Here is a 16,562-nt window from a genome sequence, read left to right on the forward strand (position 1 = left end):
ATGATTCAAATGAATACATACTTGAATGTAGCAGACAATAGTGGTGGTAAGAGAGTCCAGTGTATCAAGGTTCTTGGTGGATCTGGACGGAAAACTGCCAGCATCGGCGATGTCATCGTCGTTGCAGTTAAGGACGCAATTCCAAATGCCCCGGTAAAAAAGGGTAATGTGGAAAAGGCTATTATCGTCCGTACCAAAAAAGAGGTACGACGTGTGGATGGAACCTACATCCGCTTTGACGATAATGCTTGCGTCATCATAGATGCAGCCAGTAACCCGAAGGGTAAGCGTATTTTTGGACCAGTCGCACGTGAACTACGTGAGAAAGACTATATGAAAATCGTTTCACTTGCTCCGGAAGTACTGTAGGTGAGAATATGGTGGTAAAGACAAAACTGAAGAAGAATGATCTTGTGAAGATCATCTCAGGGAAAGATCGAGGCAAAACAGGAAGAATCCTGAGCATTGATCACACCAATGGTCGAGTTGTAGTTGAGGGTGCGAATCTTGTCAAAAAGACAAAGCGCAAACGAAGCGAACAGGACCAGGGTGGTATTATCGAAATCGAGGCGCCGCTGAACATTTCCAATGTCATGGCAGTAGTCAAAAATGGTAAGGTTACCAGGCTTAGTATTTCCGGTGAGGGATTGAAGAAGAAGCGGGTCGCCAAGAAAACAGGGGAGGAATTATAATGGCTGATGTTCTTAAAGTTCCTGCTCTGCGAACCATGTACCACAGTGAAATCAAGGACGCAATGGCAAAAGAGTTTGCCTACAAAAGTCCAATGCAGATTCCACGTGTGGAGAAGATTGTTATAAGCATGGGAGTGGGTGCAGCTGTTGCTAACAAGAAAGTTCTTGATTCAGCAGTACGGGAGATGTCGCTTATAGCCGGCCAGAAGGCGGTCAAGACAAAAGCGCGTAAATCAATTGCTAATTTCAAGATTCGTGATGGTATGGATATTGGTGCTAAAGTTACCCTTCGTGGGAATCAGATGTATGATTTTCTCTATAGGCTGATAAACGTAGCGCTTCCACGAGTGAAAGACTTTCGTGGTATTAATCCAAATGCCTTTGATGGTCATGGTAACTACTCTTTGGGTATTACCGAACAGATCATTTTTCCGGAAATTGATTACGATAAAATCGATACTATTTCCGGCATGAATGTTGCCATCATTACAACCGCCAATACTGATCAGGAAGCCAAAAGCCTCCTTGGTAAGTTTGGCATGCCATTCAAGAAATAAGCGAGGAACGCATGGCGAAAAAATCTATGATTGTAAAATCCCAGCGAACCCCAAAGTTCAGCACGCGGAAAGTTAACAGATGTCGTATTTGCGGAAGACCGCGAGGATATATGAGAAAGTTTCAGATGTGCCGAATATGTTTTCGGGATCTGGCCAGTCAAGGCCTGATTCCCGGGGTTACCAAATCCAGCTGGTAGGGAGCGAATATGAGTGTTTCAGATCCAGTCGCTGATATGCTGACAAAAATTCGAAATGCCAGTATGGCACGATTCGAATATGTAGACGTTACTCCATCTAAGTTAAAGATGGAGATCATTAAAATCATGAAGAACGAAGGGTACATCAAGAACTTCAAGAAGATTGCACAGGATGACGACAATGTTATCCGCATTTTCCTCAAGTATGATGAAAAGCAGAAGCCTGTTATCCACGATCTTCACAGGATATCGACACCCGGACGGCGTGTGTATACCGGCTATAGAAAAATGCCTCGTATATACAACGGTTTCGGTACGTTGATTGTCTCCACCAGTACCGGTGTCACTACCGGTAAGAAAGCCTTGGACAAGAAGGTTGGTGGCGAATTAATCTGTTCAATCTGGTAGGCAAGGGGTTTAGTTATGTCACGTATAGGTAGACTGCCGTTTACTGTGCCATCAGGTGTAACAGTAACGGTAAATGATAAAAATATCGTAGTTAAAGGTCCCAAAGGTGAGTTAACTCAGGATTATAATCCTCTGGTTTCCATCAGTATCGAAGATGGTGTTGGTACAGTCACTAGAATGGATGAAACGAAAGCTGCGAAATCATTCCATGGTTTGTATCGACGACTTATTGAGAATATGATCGTCGGTGTCACCAATGGGTACACTATCGGCTTGCAGATAAACGGTGTTGGTTATCGTGCTGAGGTAAAGGGCAATATTATTACTCTTAACCTCGGATACTCAAACTACATTGAATATGTTGTACGCGACGGTGTTGAGGTAGTAGCCGAAGGCCCTGCTAAACTTCTCGTTAAAGGGATTGATAAAGCCAAAGTCGGACAAGTTGCTGCTGAAATTCGTTCCATCCGTCCGCCTGAACCTTACAAGGGCAAGGGCGTTAAGTATGAAACCGAGACAATCCGCCGCAAGGTCGGTAAGTCCGGCGTGAAGTAATAGGAAGGAACCATGAAACGCATTGAAGATAAGCAAAGAAGAAAAGCTCGACGGAAAGTTCGGGTACGCGGCAAGATTTCTGGTACTGTAACACGTCCCAGAATCAGCATATTCAAGAGTAACAAAAACATTTATGTTCAGGTTATAGATGATGCTGCCGGTAAGACTCTTGCGAGTGTTTCTACTATGAGTAAGGACAACGCAGCCATGGGTGCTCGTACTGCTGATGCTGAAAAGCTCGGTGAGCAGCTTGGTGCAAAACTCAAGGAGTTGAAGATTTCCGAAGCTGTATTCGATCGGAACGGAAATCTCTATCATGGCGTCATTAAGGCCTTTGCTGAGGGAACTCGCAAAGCCGGAATCCGGATGTAGGGGGAACTAATGGAGCAAGATAGAGAATTTACAGAAAAGTTGATCAAGCTCAATCGTGTCGCTAAGGTTGTTAAGGGCGGTAGAAGATTCTCCTTTTCTGCCCTGGTTGTTGTAGGCGACAAGAATGGCAGGGTCGGTTTTGGATACGGAAAAGCTAACGATGTTGCTGAAGCTATCCGTAAAGGTGTTGAACGCGCTAAAAAAGGTCTGGTAACCATTCCTTTAAGAGGCAGTACCGTTCCTCATTGGATCGAAGGTCAGTATAAAAGTGCCAAAGTACTCATTAAGCCTGCCGCTCCTGGTACCGGTGTTATTGCCGGTGGTCCGGTTCGTGCTGTAATGGAAGTAGGCGGCGTAAATGACGTTCTGTCAAAATCACTTGGAAGTCAGAATCCGGTTAACATCGTTCGAGCAGTCTTTAACGGACTTGAAAATATGATGGATGCAAAAACCGTAGCCGAGAATCGCGGCAAAAAAGTTCATGAACTTTGGGGGTAGCACGTGGCTAAGAAAACTGCAAAAAAAGTAAAGGTTACCCTTGTTCGAAGTACAATCGGCCGTAAGCCCCAGCATCGAAAAACTGTTCGATCACTGGGTTTGAAGAAGATTGGAAGTACTGTTGAGCACGAATTGAATCCCGCTATCCAGGGGATGATTGATTCGATTTCGTTCATGGTAAACGTTGAGGAGCTTTCATAATGGCTGAATTGCATGCACCTGTAGGCGCTACAAAGCGCCGCAGGATTAAAGGACGAGGCCCTGCCTCCGGAAATGGCAAGACATCCGGTAAAGGTCATAAAGGGCAGAATGCACGATCTGGTGGTGGTGTAAGACCTGGTTTCGAAGGTGGACAGATGCCCTTGTATCGTCGTATTGCGCGACGGGGTTTTTCTAATTATCCATTCAAGAAATACAGTCTTCCTATTCACACTGGTCAGCTTGAGAAGGCGTATGAAGATGGCGAAACCGTCAATCTTTCTACGCTCGTTGAAAAAAGACTTGTTAGCAGGAACACAAAACTGGTAAAGATTCTGCTTAAGGGTGAGCTCAAGAAGAAACTCACAGTAGAAATCGCAACCAGCGGAAGCGCCAAGGCAGCCATCGAAGCTGCTGGCGGTGTTGTAACAGCAAGCGAGACAGAGTAAGTATTATGGCGCGAAATCCATTAGTTGACATTTTTCGTATTAAAGATCTGAGGGACAGACTGCTGTTTACCGTCGGCATGCTTTCAGTCTTCCGTCTAGGTACCGCAATTCCGATTCCTGGTATCGATGCTGGTGCGCTCCGCTCGTATTTCATGGCGCAGCGTGCCGGTGGCGGTATGTCTGTAGAGGGATATCTCGACTTCTTCTCTGGTGGAGCTTTCTCGAATTTCTCGATTTTTATGTTGGGAATAATGCCATACATATCGATGCAGATTATAATGCAGCTGATGGTAATTGTTTTTCCCAGTCTGAAAAAGATTTCTGAGGAAGACGGCGGACGCAAGAAGATCCAGAAATACACCAGGTACGGCACCGTGGTAGTTTGTATCATCCAGTCATTTGTTGTTACGGTATATGCCGACAGCATTCCAAATGCTATTACAATGAATCGTACTCTCTACTCATTGACAGCAATGCTGACAGTAAGTGTTGGTACTTTATTCCTTATGTGGATCGGTGAGCAGATAACGCAGCGGGGTATCGGAAACGGTATTTCACTCATTATCTTTGCAGGTATTGTTGCACGTATGCCGGCTGCTGTATGGCAACTGGTACAGGCTGTACGCATGGACAATCTGAATCCAGTTTTCATTCTGCTTGTATTTGGAATGTTCGTCGTGGTTATATCACTTGTTATATATGAGCAAAGAGGACAGCGAAAGATTCCCGTTCATTATGCCAAGCGTGTCGTCGGACGTAAAATGTATGGTGCTCAGAACACTTATATACCGTTCAAGATCAATCCATCTGGGGTTATACCGGTTATATTTGCCAGTGCATTACTGACATTTCCTCTGCAGATTGCACAGAGTCTCGGTCCAAATGTAAGGTGGCTGGGAAACTTCGCAAACTGGCTGAGTCCTGGTGGTTTTCCCTACATGATCACTTATACCTTACTGATTATTTTCTTTGCATATTTCTATACCCAGGTAACCCTGAATCCGATTGAGATTGCAAAAAATATTCGTGAGAATGGTGGTTCCGTCCCCGGTATCAGATCCGAGAAGATGGAAGAGTACTTTACAAAGATCCTGAATAGAATTATTCTCCCTGGAGCTTTGTTTCTTGCTTTTATAGCAATTATACCCACCATAGTTCAGGCATTGTTTAATTTCCCGATGGAAGTTGCTTATCTGATGGGTGGTACATCATTGCTGATTTTAGTTGGTGTTGACCTTGATCTTATGTCTCAAATCGAGGGGCATTTAACCATGCATCACCATGAAGGCTTAACAAAAAAAGGTCGAATTAGATCGCGCAACCTGTAGCGCAGGAGGAATATTTTAGATGGCTCGTATAGCAGGAATTGATTTACCGAATAAGCCGGTTAGAATAGCTTTGACTTATATTTATGGAATCGGGAACACATCAGCTGCACAGATCTGTGAAAAGACTGGAGTAGACAGTCAGCAGAGAATGAACGATGTTTCAGCCGATGACCTGAACAAATTGCGTAGTGTGATCGAAAACGACTTCAAGGTTGAGGGACGTTTGAGAACAGAGATATCTCTCAATATCAAAAGATTGATGGATATTGGCTGTTATCGGGGACTACGTCACAGACGTGGGTTGCCGGTACGTGGACAGCAGACACAGACCAATGCTCGTACCCGTAAAGGTAAGCGTAAAACTGTTGCTGGTAAGAAGAAATAATTTCGCCTAAACTAATAATCGGAGGATTAAATCCTTGGCAAAAGTAACTCGGAAGAAAAAAGAAAAGAAATCAGTATATGAAGGGAATGTCTTTATTCAGGCAACTTTCAATAATACGATCGTAACAGTAACTGACGTTATGGGAAATGCACTAAGCTGGGCGAGCGCAGGCTCACTCGGTTTCAAGGGAGCGAAAAAATCTACTCCCTATGCTGCACAGACCACTGCAGAGACTGCTGCACAGAAGGCAATGGATTATGGCCTGCAGGAAGTACACGTGTACGTGAAAGGACCAGGTGTAGGGCGTGAAAGCGCGATCCGTTCACTTGGTTCACTGGGTTTGCGTGTTCGGTCAATTAAGGACATCACTCCCATTCCTCATAATGGTTGTAGACCACGTAAGAGTCGACGCGTCTAATATTGCTGCGACTGTAATAGATAGGCACGAGGAGCATACATGGCACGAAAGAACTTATTGCAGGGTTTCAAGCGACCTAAAGGGATCACGTTTGAACATTCTGAAGTAAATCCTGACTACGGAAAATTCATCGCATATCCTTTCGAAAGAGGCTATGGACATACTATCGGCAATACAATTCGGCGTGTATTGCTCTCATCAATTCAGGGATACGCTATTTCGGCAATCCGGGTTACTTCTTATGGAGTCGATGGAACAGCCAAGGTGCTGTCTAATGAATTTGAGGCGATTCCTGCTGTCAAGGAAGATACAGCTGATTTCATTTATAATCTCCGTCAGGTAAGATTTCAGCTTCCCGAAGATATGGATTCTAAAACAATCCTTGTTAGCCTGAAGGGTGAAGGACAATACACAGCAGCGGCACTTGAAGTTGATACTGACGTTTCTGTGGCTAATCCTGATCTGTACATTATGACCATGATGCCCGAGGGGCAGGTCGATATTGAGCTTCAGATTGATATGGGACGAGGTTTTGTACCCTCAGAGAGTCATGAAGAATTCATTGATGTCGTTGGAACAATTCCACTTGATACGGTTTTCACACCTATTAAAAGAGTCAAGCATTCTGTTGAGCAGATGAGAATTGGTCAACGTACTGATTATGATAGACTGATTCTGGAGGTTTGGACCGATGGTTCAATACGTCCTGACAATGCAGTTGCTGAAGCAGCTAAAATTGCCAAGGATCATTTGAGTATTTTTATCAATTTTGATGAGGATCAGATTGTTTCAGATGAACAGGATGATGAAGAAAGCCGCTTGCTAGAGAACTTTCTGAATACTCCTGTTGAAGAACTGGAATTGTCTGTACGCTCAGGAAATTGTCTGAAAAATGCAGATATCCGTACAATCGGTGATCTGACTGCTAAATCAGAAGATGACATTGCAAAAACAAGGAACTTCGGTAAGAAATCCCTTCAGGAAATCAAGGAAAAACTGTCTGAGTGGAACCTGACTTTAGGCATGACCGATTACAGTACTATTAAAGGTAACTTGAAATACCACCAGAAGGCAGGAAAGGAAACACAAGATGAGGCATAGAGTAAACTATAACCCGCTTAGCCGAACATCGAGTCACAGAAAGGCTTTGCATAGAAACATGGTTACGAGCCTGTTTCGACACGAGAAAATAAAAACAACCAAAGCGAAAGCGCGTGCTATCCGTAGAACCGCTGAAAAGATGATCACAAGGGCAAAAGTTGATAGTGTTCATAACCGGAGAATGATTAACCGGGATATCAAGGACAAAGAAGTACTGAACAAGCTCTTTGTTGAAATCGGCCCGCGTTTTGTTGAGCGCCCCGGTGGATACACAAGAATGCTTAAACTTGGCCCAAGGTTTGGTGATGCCGCTGAAATGGTGATCCTGGAACTTGTAAGTGAGGAACTTCCTGCTAAGCCTTCAAAAAAAGCAAAGGCTAAAAAACCTGCTGCTGCAAAAGTAGCAGCAGTAGAAGTTGAAGCAGCAAGTGAAGAAGCAGTAGTTGCGGAATCATCTGAAGATAAGTCAACAGATATCGAAAATACTGAAGACACAGAAGTCTGATTTTATTTTTTCTGTTTGAAAAGCGCCCATCCGGGCGCTTTTTTTTATTACATTTGTAATTGAATTGGTCGATAGGTAATATAGAGGTCTACTCATTTCGTGATTGGTAAAAAAGGTGTTGTAAGCATATCATTAACTTTTCTCATCATCACTGCTTTTATTTTTATAGCATATAGCGGGGGATTTGATTGGTTTGAAGCGAGGTTTTATCAGGACACCGTTATCCAGTCATTCGAACGGGAACTTCAGGATGCATCCAGAATTTATCTTCAGGTCAGGGATCAGATCGATGAAGAATTATCAGGTATTCAGGAACTGGAATCATTTCGGAATATCTTTCAGGTAAATCAGTCTACCGCTGCTGTTCAGGGAAGGCTTTCTGCTATTGCAGGTATAAACGAAAAATTTAATGGGCTGGATTACGTTCGCGTTTATGGTTTGTCAGATGAAAGGTTGCATTTCAGCAGCAGAGATGATGACATAATCCAACGTGATTCGACCAGGATAACCTATGATGAGCTTTTTCAAAGAGATGATTTACTGCAGCAGTATAGAAGGGTAGAGCAGAATCGCAGTACTTTTTCCTATATAGACAATCAAAGTAACAGAATAGTTTTTGTTATACCTCAGTATGATAATCTTGGTTTGCTTCGTGGAAATGCTGTCTGGACTTTCAGTCCCGAGCTTTTTCAACGATATCTTCGTGATTTTGGTTTATTGCAATTACGTGAGTTCCCTGAGTATATCGATTCAGAAACCATTTTATTAAATTCTTCGAATGAGAGAGCGTCCCTTGTTGCAGCATTACGTGATTACTCTGGATCTGAAATAGACCAGATAAAGAATGAAGCAACAGGTAATATACTTGCCGTGATTAGCTATGAAGTGGGCGGTTCAAGGTTTTTGCTTCTTCGTGACTGGGATTCCTTGTTCCTTAATGATGCCATGAGGCTTCTGTTGGCTTCTTCCTTATCTGTGACTTTATTTCTTTTTGTGTTCTTTATGCTCAATATACGCAGAGATCCCGTAATTACAGTAAGGGATCGAATGAAGCGTTTACAGATTGAGGTCCTGCATCAATATATTGACGCCAAGAATGATGTGTCTCCGCAACTGATTGAGAGAGAGCTTCATCGTTTCAGATCTACGATGCGGAACAGGTTGACAGCTGGATTGGGTAAATTACCAGAGGATATCGAGAATCATATTGATACAATGATATCAGAGGGCTGGAACGAAATACATAGTATGGTATCTGGCAAGTCAGGCGGGAGCTCGATTGATTTATCCAGGCTGGAATCCACGGTGGAGCAGGTACTTATACGATTTCAGGAAATGCAGAGCCACCCTGATATTCAGAAAAAGGCAGCTGTATCGAAAAAATCAGTCGGTACCGATTCTTTAGAGAAATCCAGCGTTCCAGCTGTAAACGATTTCGAGGAGCTTGAAGAGGTTGAAGCTCTCGAGGAAGTAGAAGAGCTTGAAGAGGTTGAAGCTCTCGAGGAAGTAGAAGAGCTTGAAGAGGTTGAAGCTCTCGAGGAAGTAGAAGAGCTTGAAGAGGTTGAGGCGCTCGAGGAAGTAGAAGAGCTTGAAGAGGTTGAAGCGCTCGAGGAAGTAGAAGAGCTTGAAGAGGTTGAAGCGCTCGAGGAAGTAGAAGAGCTTGAAGAGGTTGAAGCACTCGAGAAAGTAGAAGAGCTTGAAGAGGTTGAAGCGCTCGAGGAAGTAGAAGAGCTTGAAGAGATTGAAGCACTCGAGGAAGTAGAAGAGCTTGAAGAAGTCGAGACCCTGGCTGTTCGCGAACTTGATGGAGTATCAAACCTTGATTCGGTATCTGAATCAGTTTTTTCAAGCATTAGTATAGATGAACCTGACGACTTTCTTCCTCAGCTTGAGGGAGATCTTGATGTAGAAGTTGAAGAAATATCAACTCTTGAAACAGTCGACAATGCGGCATTCTTCGATCTGGTTCCGGCTGGAGAAGATAGCGCTTCTACGGAAAAATCAGCAAAATCTGAACAAGCGGAAAGTCTGCCTGATGAATATGCAGGCGGATATCTTCTGCAGGTTGAGCCAGCGTATGATTACACAGTCCTTAGTATTCAGACTTCCTCAATCCATGACCACGAGGGCATTGTTTCAATTGATCCTCACCTTTACGATTTGCCTGCGCCCACAGATCTGAGTGATGCTGCACTTTTAATTACTGAAGTGTTGCAGAGCAATGAGCCTGATTTATCTATTCAGCCGGATTCTGCTTTTAGCAGGAACTCAGCCCAAAGACAACTGGCTATATGGCAGTCTCTTGAGAGTGGCAATCTGAATATGGAACTGTTCTTCTCTCAGGGGAATTATAATGAGGTTGAGTTATTCAAGACCCTCATGGTGATGAGCAGGGTTATTGATTGCTCTGTTATTATTGCATTCAAGGATAGGGGTGACAGGCTGCATGCAGTAGGGGGGCTTGGTGTTCCGGAGACCTCTGTAAATGGTCTTCATATACCGTATATCAGCTTGCCTGAAGATGTCTTGATTGCTTTTGAAGAACGCCATCCATTATTGCTTTTTAATATTGAAGATATACATGAGGTATTTCAGTTTAATGCTGAGGTCGGGAAATTCCCCGGACTGCGGAAGATCCTCTCAATACCTGCCGAGTTTGGAAATGAAACATGGTTCTTTATGTTCGGTTCAAGTTCCGATTCCTGGGAACCTGGAGCAGGTCTTCAGGAGAAGGGGATTGAATTAATCCCCTTCAGTAGTACTGCAATTAGTTCTGTGGATATTGCTCGTTAAATTGTATAAGAAAAGTAGCTCTGGCATTCTCAATGTCTTTATGTAGTTGGCTGCACTTCTGTTCTGCGAGTATTTCCTTGTCAAACAGTGATATAGCCGCCTGAATATTTTGCTCGTTTGCTTCAGGAAATGGTGTGGCAGCAAAGGCTTTTTTGGAAATCAGCGGAATCGTTTTTCCATGTGTCAGGTCCCGTAGTATTTCCTGTCCAGGCCTGGATTTATAGAACATACCCGCCAGAATTGCCTTCTCAGGACTGCTCTCATGAAGGCGTACTATCAATATATTGCTGCTGGGGACTGCAGCCTCCTTGAAATCCGGGGGAACTATCCCGACATGACCAATGGACCCTACTATACTTATCAGAACGTCATTTGCCTGTATTGCATATTTATAGGCTATATCAAGCTGTTCTTCTATGGTAATTTGGCGGTCGAGTGAACACAGATAACCTGTATTGGGAAAATCAGTCATTGATGCTACATAGTATTCTTTTCCTGTTGAGCGCATTTTGGCATCTGTCTCTTCTTTAATAAGAGGTGGTCTCAATAATGTCGCTGCTTTTGCAATTGCAGTAGTCTGAATTTGCTCCAGGATAGATATGGTGTTTGATGTTAGAATCGCTGTTTGCATAGGTATCATCTCCGTAAATAAATATACTGTATGTTATCCTGCAAAATCATAAACGTCAACAGTGGATAATAAAGAAATGAGGTAGGATAAAATGTCTAATAAAATCAAAATATATACAGACGGGGGTTGTCATGGGAATCCCGGTCCCGGCGGATGGGCTTTTGTATTGACTGAGCTTGATCAGGAACTATCTTCTTCTGGTTATGAGTCCATGACTACCAATAACAGAATGGAATTGACCGCAGTTATTAAGGCCCTTCAGCTCGTACAGAAGGATTTTCCGGCGAAACCGGCATTGATCGTTACTGATTCCCAGTATGTGAAAAATGGAATTACCCAATGGATCCATACATGGATAAGGAATGGCTGGAAAACAAGTCAAAAATCACCGGTAAAAAACAAGGAACTCTGGCAACAATTGCTTGAGCTCACCAATTCTGTAAATGTAGAATGGGCCTGGGTCAAGGGACATGCTGGAGATCATTACAATGAAATGTGTGATAGTCTTGTTCAGGATGCCATTAATTCGATGAAAACATGACGCATATTCAAGGATTCTGAACATTAGTGCTGTACTAGTTTATGTGAGTACAAGCAATATTTTCGGATACGTACCCAATGGGTATAAAGGTTCATTGGTAAGGCTGGATGTAGATATACGCTATGGTATACCGGGTCTGCATATTATTGGCTTGCCGGAAGGTGCAGTGAGAGAAGCCCGTGAAAGAGTCAGGATAGCCTTGTCCAACTCGGGGTTTGCGGTTGTTCAGAAAAAAATACTTGTTAGTCTTGGTCCTGCTGATTTACCAAAGGCGGCTGCTGGCCTGGATCTTGCAATAGCACTGGCAATAATAGCTGCTGATTTTGATCTTAAGCCTCCTGCATCGGTTGCCCTTGGTGAGCTCACCTTGCATGGGCAGGTGATCGGGGTTCCAGGAGTCCTGGCTGCAATACATGAAGGCAGAAGTGCAAGCGCAGACCAGGCTTTCATACCGGAGATGAACCGGGCTGAGGCGGCGTTATGTGGAGGGCGGGGTATATCATGTGTCGAAAACCTGACTGAGGCCTGGCATGCTCTTGCATCTTCTTTGAATGGTGTCGATCTACCTGGTAACACTGATCAATTCTTTTTACAGTCACATGGGCTTATTGAGGATTGCCGCCCGACATCAGTTAAGGACAGGCTGATTTATGGTACAGCCAGAACCCTGAGGATTATGGAGCTGGCTGCTGCTGGAGCCCATCACTGTGGTTTCTTCGGGCCGCCGGGAACCGGAAAGACGATGTCTGCGATTCAGTTGGGCCGTCTGTTGCCCTCACTCGGACATCAGGAAATGATAGAGACTGCACGCATCTGGAGTCTTGCTTCATTGCTTGAGGCAGATTATTCATTGATTAAAACAGCTCCTGTGAGAATGCCTCATCAGAGTGCATCGACCGAAGGCTTGGTAGGTGGGGGGAAAAATCTGTGTCCAGGAGAGTTCTCTTTAGCTCATAATGGTCTACTTATTCTTGACGAGGTCGCTGAATTTGACAGAAATGTTCTTCAGGCACTGCGTGAACCGCTTGAATCGGGCAGAATCAGACTTGTTCGTGCTAATTTACATGCTGATTATCCAGCTCGCGCCGTGGTCTGTATTACTGCCAATCTATGTCCCTGTGGAGGCTTCAGTAAACCGGGGACTGCATGTGCCTGTTCACCAGGTGATATCAGCCGCTACTGGAGGAAGTTCGGAGGAGCTGTTCTGGATAGAATTGCCTTGCGCTGTATTTGTGTGCCAGGCGAAAGGCAGGTAGTAGCTTCTCGCAGTGCAATGCAGCATAGTGTGCTGACAGCCAGACAGATGCAGTTAGAACGCAGCAGAGTTCTGGATGAGGATACTTCGGCCTCATATAATGGGCGGCTTTCACTGGCTGAGCTGCTCGCTTGCAATGCTGTAACCGAGAAAGCTGCTTCTTTTGCGTCACGGATGGCATTGAGTGCGGGAATGTCATTCCGGGGTGCTCTGCATGTGCTGCAGATTGCAAGAACAATTGCAGACCTTAAGGGTGAGCCAAAGGTAAATGATGAGCATATTCTTGAATCACTGGAATACAGAAAGATTGCTGATGGAGGGACTCCATGGGCCTGTGTTGACAGGGCGGGGGTAATGAACTGATTCAGCTGAAATATGGCCGTGCTTGATCAGTGGATTTCTTCGACGTATATTAATATATATGTATTATTACTCGAGCAGATTCCCGGATTATAAATGGAAGGTTGTAGCGGTATTGCTGTTTGTTCTGCTGCTGTTACCGGTCTCATTTTTCATAGGCAGGAGTTCTGTAGAAAACGGACTATCAGAGGCTGCTGACTCAACGACCGCAGATGCGCAGCAAAGCGCCAGGAATGCAGACAGAAGACCTCTTGAGTATAATTCCTCGGTTCGTCCTGTCGAGCTGCAGCCGATTGAGTCAGGTGCTGATTTTCTGCCGGATGAACGTCAGAATATTCAGATATACGAAGCTCGTAATCAAGGTGTCGTTAACATTACAACAGAGATACTCGGATATAACTGGTTTCTTGAGCCGGTTCCGCGGGAGGGCTCTTCTGGTTCTGGCTCCATTATAGATGATCGTGGATATATCCTTACCAATCATCATGTCGTGGAAAATGCTTTCCGGGTGAATATTACTCTTGCTAATGGCGATCAGATCGAAGGAGAGGTAATAGGCAGCGATCCTGAAAATGATCTTGCAGTAATAAAATTCGATCCTTCTGGAAGGGAATTTTCGGTAATACCGCTCGGATCAAGTGATAATCTCAGAGTCGGACAACGGGCACTTGCCATAGGCAATCCTTTTGCACTGGATAGAACCCTTACTGTTGGTATCATTTCCGGGCTGGGAAGGCCGATACGGGCACGAGGTAATCTTGTAATAAGAGATATGATTCAGACAGATGCCAGTATTAACCCGGGAAACTCAGGAGGGCCTCTTCTGGATTCCAGAGGTAACATGATTGGCGTCAATACGGCTATTTACTCGCAGAGCGGAGGGTCTGTCGGTATTGGTTTTGCTGTTCCTGTAAATACTGCCCGCAGGGTAGTTCCTGATCTGATTGATTTCGGTCAGGTTCGCCGCGGTTGGATAGATATTGTTCCGGTTCAGATTTTTCCTCAGCTTGTCCGCTATGCAGGATTGCCTGTCGAGCAGGGGTTACTTGTTAATCGTGTTATCGAAGGCGGTTTAGCTGAAAAAGCCGGGCTCAGGGGCGGTAATCCATCGCAGGCAGTGAGGTATGGTAACTCGGTTATTCGTTTAGGTGGTGATATAATAATTGAAGTTAATAGGGTACCGATCACGTCTCTTTCAAATCTGTATGAAGCCCTTGAAGACTCTGTTCCCGGAGATAGGGTTGAGATTGTATACTTGCGCAATGGACGCCGGCAGCAGACAAGTGTAGAATTAATTGAACGTCCAAAGGAAGTACAATGGAGCTGATATATGCCACCATTTAAGGTAGCATCGAATTTTTCTCCTGCAGGTGATCAGGGTAAGGCGATATCTTCACTTGTTGCAGGTATTCAGTCTGGACAGTCTTTTCAGACACTCAAAGGTGTGACCGGCAGCGGAAAAACTTTTACCATGGCCAAGGTCATCGAAGCAACTCAGCTGCCGAGTCTTATAATATCACATAATAAAACATTAGCCGCTCAGCTGTATCGGGAGTTTACTGACTTTTTTCCTGATAATGCAGTCGAATACTTCGTCAGCTATTACGACTATTATCAGCCGGAAGCATATGTTTCCGCAAAAGACCTGTATATAGAGAAGGATTCCTCGATAAATGAAGAAATCGATCGTCTGAGACTTGCGGCTACAACCAACCTGTTTGAGCGACCCGATGTCATTGTCATTGCAACCGTTTCCTGCATTTACGGCTTGGGAAGTCCGCAGGATTACAGAACAATGAGAATGCGCTTTGATGTTGGACAGGAACTGGATCTGATCCAGATCCGCAGGAAACTGATTTCTCTGCAATACGATCGGAATGATGCGGTACTGGGCCGAGGGAGTTTTAGATTGCGGGGAGACACCCTCGAAATATTTCCGGCTTATCTTGAACATGCATATCGAATCGAGATGGATTTTGATATTGTATCTGCCATCAAGGAGATAAATCCGTTGACAGGTAATGTTGTGGAAACCCGGGAAACAGCCTTTGTGTACCCCGCCAAGCACTTTGTGATGCCGGAGTCCGAAATGCTGCCTGCCATCGATGGTATTCGGGAGGAGCTGGCAGAACGACTGAAGGATCTGGAGGAGAAGGGGCGTATTGTTGAGGCACAGCGGCTCAAGGCACGGACAGAGTATGACATTGAAATGATGGAGGAAATGGGCTACTGCAGCGGCATTGAGAACTATTCGCGGCATTTGAGCAAACGTACCAGCGGTGAACGCCCGGCAGTTCTGCTTGACTATTTCCCGGATAAGTACATTACCTTCATAGATGAGTCTCATGTTACTGTACCTCAGATAGGTGGTATGTATGCTGGCGACAGGTCCCGTAAACAGTCCCTGGTTGAATTTGGATTCAGACTCCCTTCCGCTCTGGATAACCGGCCTTTGTACTATGAGGAATTCGAGTCGCTTGCATATAGAACTGTTTTTGTAACAGCAACACCGAGAGAATTTGAGATTGGAAAATCCTCATCTCTGGTTGAGCAGGTAATCCGACCGACAGGACTGGTAGATCCAGTGGTTGAAGTCCGCCGGACCGAGGGGCAGATAGAAGATCTCTACAGTGAAATCCAGAAGCGGATTGCAGCGGATGAGCGTACACTCGTGACTACGCTGACTAAAAAGATGGCTGAGGATCTCAGTGAATACTTCAGAAACATGGGATTAAAGGTTCAGTATCTGCACTCGGAGGTTGAAACTGTAGAGAGGGTTGAAATTCTTACAGCCCTCCGTACCGGGAGTTACGATGTGCTGGTAGGTATTAATCTTTTGAGAGAAGGTCTGGATTTACCTGAGGTATCGTTGATCGCTATTCTGGATGCAGATAAAATCGGCTTTCTTCGAAGCGCTACGAGTCTGATTCAGACCATTGGTAGGGCTGCACGTAATGTAAATGGCAAGGTAATAATGTATGCGGACAAGATGAGTGATGCCATGCGTGAAGCGATCGATGAAACTGACAGACGGCGGAATATCCAGATTGCATATAACAAGGAACACGGCATTACACCTCAGACTATCCGGAAGTCAATTCAGGAGATTTTGATCCGCCGTACAGAACAGAAGCGTAAGGATGAAAAGATTAACCTTGATATTGTTGTCCGTGGTTATAATGTTATGAATCCCAAAGAAAGAAAAAAGCTTGTCCGTGAACTGGAAAAATTAATGCTCGAGCATGCCAAAAATCTTGAATTTGAGGAAGCTGCGACTGTGAGGGATGAAATTGAAAAGATCTCTGCTATGGGATAGTAT

The 16,562-nt window shown here is 44.6% G+C and carries 21 protein-coding genes; 20 read left to right on the forward strand and 1 reads right to left on the reverse strand.

What is annotated here, in order from left to right; all coding sequences use genetic code 11:
- From rplN to ACYQ2L_RS08805, 16 genes are all read left to right on the forward strand, one after another.
- Positions 1-369, forward strand: a complete 369-nt coding sequence (rplN, locus tag ACYQ2L_RS08730) for a 50S ribosomal protein L14 (RefSeq protein ID WP_460053961.1) — start codon at positions 1-3, stop codon at positions 367-369.
- Between the two features lie 8 nt (positions 370-377).
- Positions 378-692 carry a 50S ribosomal protein L24 gene (gene rplX, locus ACYQ2L_RS08735; RefSeq protein WP_460053965.1) on the forward strand — a complete coding sequence of 105 codons (315 nt, stop codon included), beginning with the start codon at positions 378-380 and terminating at the stop codon, positions 690-692.
- Positions 692-1,249 carry a 50S ribosomal protein L5 gene (gene rplE / locus ACYQ2L_RS08740; RefSeq protein WP_460053967.1) on the forward strand — a complete coding sequence of 186 codons (558 nt, stop codon included), beginning with the start codon at positions 692-694 and terminating at the stop codon, positions 1,247-1,249. Before rplX ends, rplE begins: the two co-directional genes overlap by 1 nt.
- 11 nt (positions 1,250-1,260) lie before the next feature.
- Positions 1,261-1,446, forward strand: a complete 186-nt coding sequence (locus tag ACYQ2L_RS08745; RefSeq protein WP_460053971.1) for a type Z 30S ribosomal protein S14 — start codon at positions 1,261-1,263, stop codon at positions 1,444-1,446.
- 9 nt (positions 1,447-1,455) lie between these two features.
- The gene (gene rpsH / locus ACYQ2L_RS08750) at positions 1,456-1,854 is read left to right on the forward strand and encodes a 30S ribosomal protein S8 (protein ID WP_460053974.1); all 399 of its coding nucleotides are present in this window, start codon (positions 1,456-1,458) and stop codon (positions 1,852-1,854) included.
- 15 nt (positions 1,855-1,869) lie between these two features.
- Complete coding sequence (rplF, locus tag ACYQ2L_RS08755) at positions 1,870-2,409, forward strand: 50S ribosomal protein L6 (RefSeq protein WP_460053976.1); 540 nt, start codon at positions 1,870-1,872, stop codon at positions 2,407-2,409.
- A gap of 12 nt (positions 2,410-2,421) precedes the next feature.
- Positions 2,422-2,781, forward strand: coding sequence for a 50S ribosomal protein L18 (rplR, locus tag ACYQ2L_RS08760; RefSeq protein ID WP_460053978.1), 360 nt, complete (start codon positions 2,422-2,424; stop codon positions 2,779-2,781).
- Between the two features lie 9 nt (positions 2,782-2,790).
- Positions 2,791-3,279 carry a 30S ribosomal protein S5 gene (gene rpsE / locus ACYQ2L_RS08765; protein ID WP_460053980.1) on the forward strand — a complete coding sequence of 163 codons (489 nt, stop codon included), beginning with the start codon at positions 2,791-2,793 and terminating at the stop codon, positions 3,277-3,279.
- Between the two features lie 3 nt (positions 3,280-3,282).
- Positions 3,283-3,480, forward strand: coding sequence for a 50S ribosomal protein L30 (gene rpmD, locus ACYQ2L_RS08770; protein WP_460053984.1), 198 nt, complete (start codon positions 3,283-3,285; stop codon positions 3,478-3,480).
- Entirely contained in the window at positions 3,480-3,926 is a 447-nt protein-coding gene (gene rplO, locus ACYQ2L_RS08775; protein WP_460053986.1) for a 50S ribosomal protein L15, read from the forward strand. The genes rpmD and rplO overlap by 1 nt, the downstream gene beginning before the upstream one ends.
- Positions 3,927-3,931: 5 nt before the next feature.
- A complete protein-coding gene (gene secY / locus ACYQ2L_RS08780) occupies positions 3,932-5,254 on the forward strand; it encodes a preprotein translocase subunit SecY (protein ID WP_460053989.1) in 1,323 nt (440 codons plus the stop codon).
- Positions 5,255-5,273: 19 nt separating this feature from the next.
- Positions 5,274-5,639 carry a 30S ribosomal protein S13 gene (gene rpsM, locus ACYQ2L_RS08785; protein WP_460053992.1) on the forward strand — a complete coding sequence of 122 codons (366 nt, stop codon included), beginning with the start codon at positions 5,274-5,276 and terminating at the stop codon, positions 5,637-5,639.
- Positions 5,640-5,664: 25 nt separating this feature from the next.
- Positions 5,665-6,057: a 30S ribosomal protein S11 gene (rpsK, locus tag ACYQ2L_RS08790; RefSeq protein WP_487247725.1), complete on the forward strand. Its 393-nt coding sequence runs from the start codon at positions 5,665-5,667 to the stop codon at positions 6,055-6,057.
- Positions 6,058-6,096: 39 nt separating this feature from the next.
- Positions 6,097-7,158: a DNA-directed RNA polymerase subunit alpha gene (locus ACYQ2L_RS08795; RefSeq protein ID WP_460053996.1), complete on the forward strand. Its 1,062-nt coding sequence runs from the start codon at positions 6,097-6,099 to the stop codon at positions 7,156-7,158.
- Positions 7,148-7,663, forward strand: a complete 516-nt coding sequence (gene rplQ / locus ACYQ2L_RS08800) for a 50S ribosomal protein L17 (RefSeq protein ID WP_460053998.1) — start codon at positions 7,148-7,150, stop codon at positions 7,661-7,663. Before ACYQ2L_RS08795 ends, rplQ begins: the two co-directional genes overlap by 11 nt.
- 99 nt (positions 7,664-7,762) lie before the next feature.
- Entirely contained in the window at positions 7,763-10,456 is a 2,694-nt protein-coding gene (locus ACYQ2L_RS08805; protein ID WP_460054000.1) for a hypothetical protein, read from the forward strand.
- On the opposite strand, the gene ACYQ2L_RS08810 is transcribed toward ACYQ2L_RS08805, so the two are convergent.
- The gene (locus ACYQ2L_RS08810; RefSeq protein ID WP_460054004.1) at positions 10,431-11,087 is read right to left on the reverse strand and encodes a restriction endonuclease subunit S domain-containing protein; all 657 of its coding nucleotides are present in this window, start codon (positions 11,085-11,087) and stop codon (positions 10,431-10,433) included. The genes ACYQ2L_RS08805 and ACYQ2L_RS08810 overlap by 26 nt on opposite strands.
- A gap of 91 nt (positions 11,088-11,178) precedes the next feature.
- Here ACYQ2L_RS08810 and rnhA point away from each other — a divergent pair, with 91 nt between their 5' ends.
- The 4 genes from rnhA to uvrB are packed head-to-tail and all read left to right on the forward strand — an operon-like array spanning position 11,179 to position 16,559.
- Entirely contained in the window at positions 11,179-11,628 is a 450-nt protein-coding gene (gene rnhA / locus ACYQ2L_RS08815) for a ribonuclease HI (RefSeq protein ID WP_460054007.1), read from the forward strand.
- A gap of 43 nt (positions 11,629-11,671) precedes the next feature.
- On the forward strand, positions 11,672-13,246 hold the full coding sequence (locus ACYQ2L_RS08820) for a YifB family Mg chelatase-like AAA ATPase (RefSeq protein WP_460054011.1): 1,575 nt from the start codon (positions 11,672-11,674) through the stop codon (positions 13,244-13,246).
- A gap of 58 nt (positions 13,247-13,304) precedes the next feature.
- Complete coding sequence (locus ACYQ2L_RS08825) at positions 13,305-14,570, forward strand: S1C family serine protease (RefSeq protein WP_460054014.1); 1,266 nt, start codon at positions 13,305-13,307, stop codon at positions 14,568-14,570.
- A 3-nt stretch (positions 14,571-14,573) separates the two neighbouring features.
- Positions 14,574-16,559, forward strand: a complete 1,986-nt coding sequence (gene uvrB / locus ACYQ2L_RS08830) for an excinuclease ABC subunit UvrB (protein ID WP_460054018.1) — start codon at positions 14,574-14,576, stop codon at positions 16,557-16,559.
- Positions 16,560-16,562: the final 3 nt, after the last annotated feature.

The organism is Spirochaeta dissipatitropha, from assembly GCF_054657935.1.

Bases quoted from the DNA above. Each gene is read 5' to 3' on its own strand.
- rpsH (WP_460053974.1), top strand. From the start codon at position 1,456: ATGAGTGTTTCAGATCCAGTCGCTGATATGCTGACAAAAATTCGAAAT.
- rplR (WP_460053978.1), top strand. From the start codon at position 2,422: ATGAAACGCATTGAAGATAAGCAAAGAAGAAAAGCTCGACGGAAAGTT.
- ACYQ2L_RS08745 (WP_460053971.1), top strand. From the start codon at position 1,261: ATGGCGAAAAAATCTATGATTGTAAAATCCCAGCGAACCCCAAAGTTC.
- rpsM (WP_460053992.1), top strand. From the start codon at position 5,274: ATGGCTCGTATAGCAGGAATTGATTTACCGAATAAGCCGGTTAGAATA.
- rplE (WP_460053967.1), top strand. From the start codon at position 692: ATGGCTGATGTTCTTAAAGTTCCTGCTCTGCGAACCATGTACCACAGT.
- ACYQ2L_RS08825 (WP_460054014.1), top strand. From the start codon at position 13,305: ATGTATTATTACTCGAGCAGATTCCCGGATTATAAATGGAAGGTTGTA.
- ACYQ2L_RS08795 (WP_460053996.1), top strand. From the start codon at position 6,097: ATGGCACGAAAGAACTTATTGCAGGGTTTCAAGCGACCTAAAGGGATC.
- rnhA (WP_460054007.1), top strand. From the start codon at position 11,179: ATGTCTAATAAAATCAAAATATATACAGACGGGGGTTGTCATGGGAAT.
- rpsE (WP_460053980.1), top strand. From the start codon at position 2,791: ATGGAGCAAGATAGAGAATTTACAGAAAAGTTGATCAAGCTCAATCGT.
- rplO (WP_460053986.1), top strand. From the start codon at position 3,480: ATGGCTGAATTGCATGCACCTGTAGGCGCTACAAAGCGCCGCAGGATT.
- rplF (WP_460053976.1), top strand. From the start codon at position 1,870: ATGTCACGTATAGGTAGACTGCCGTTTACTGTGCCATCAGGTGTAACA.
- rplQ (WP_460053998.1), top strand. From the start codon at position 7,148: ATGAGGCATAGAGTAAACTATAACCCGCTTAGCCGAACATCGAGTCAC.
- ACYQ2L_RS08810 (WP_460054004.1), bottom strand. From the start codon at position 11,087: ATGCAAACAGCGATTCTAACATCAAACACCATATCTATCCTGGAGCAA.
- uvrB (WP_460054018.1), top strand. From the start codon at position 14,574: ATGCCACCATTTAAGGTAGCATCGAATTTTTCTCCTGCAGGTGATCAG.
- rplX (WP_460053965.1), top strand. From the start codon at position 378: ATGGTGGTAAAGACAAAACTGAAGAAGAATGATCTTGTGAAGATCATC.
- secY (WP_460053989.1), top strand. From the start codon at position 3,932: ATGGCGCGAAATCCATTAGTTGACATTTTTCGTATTAAAGATCTGAGG.
- rplN (WP_460053961.1), top strand. From the start codon at position 1: ATGATTCAAATGAATACATACTTGAATGTAGCAGACAATAGTGGTGGT.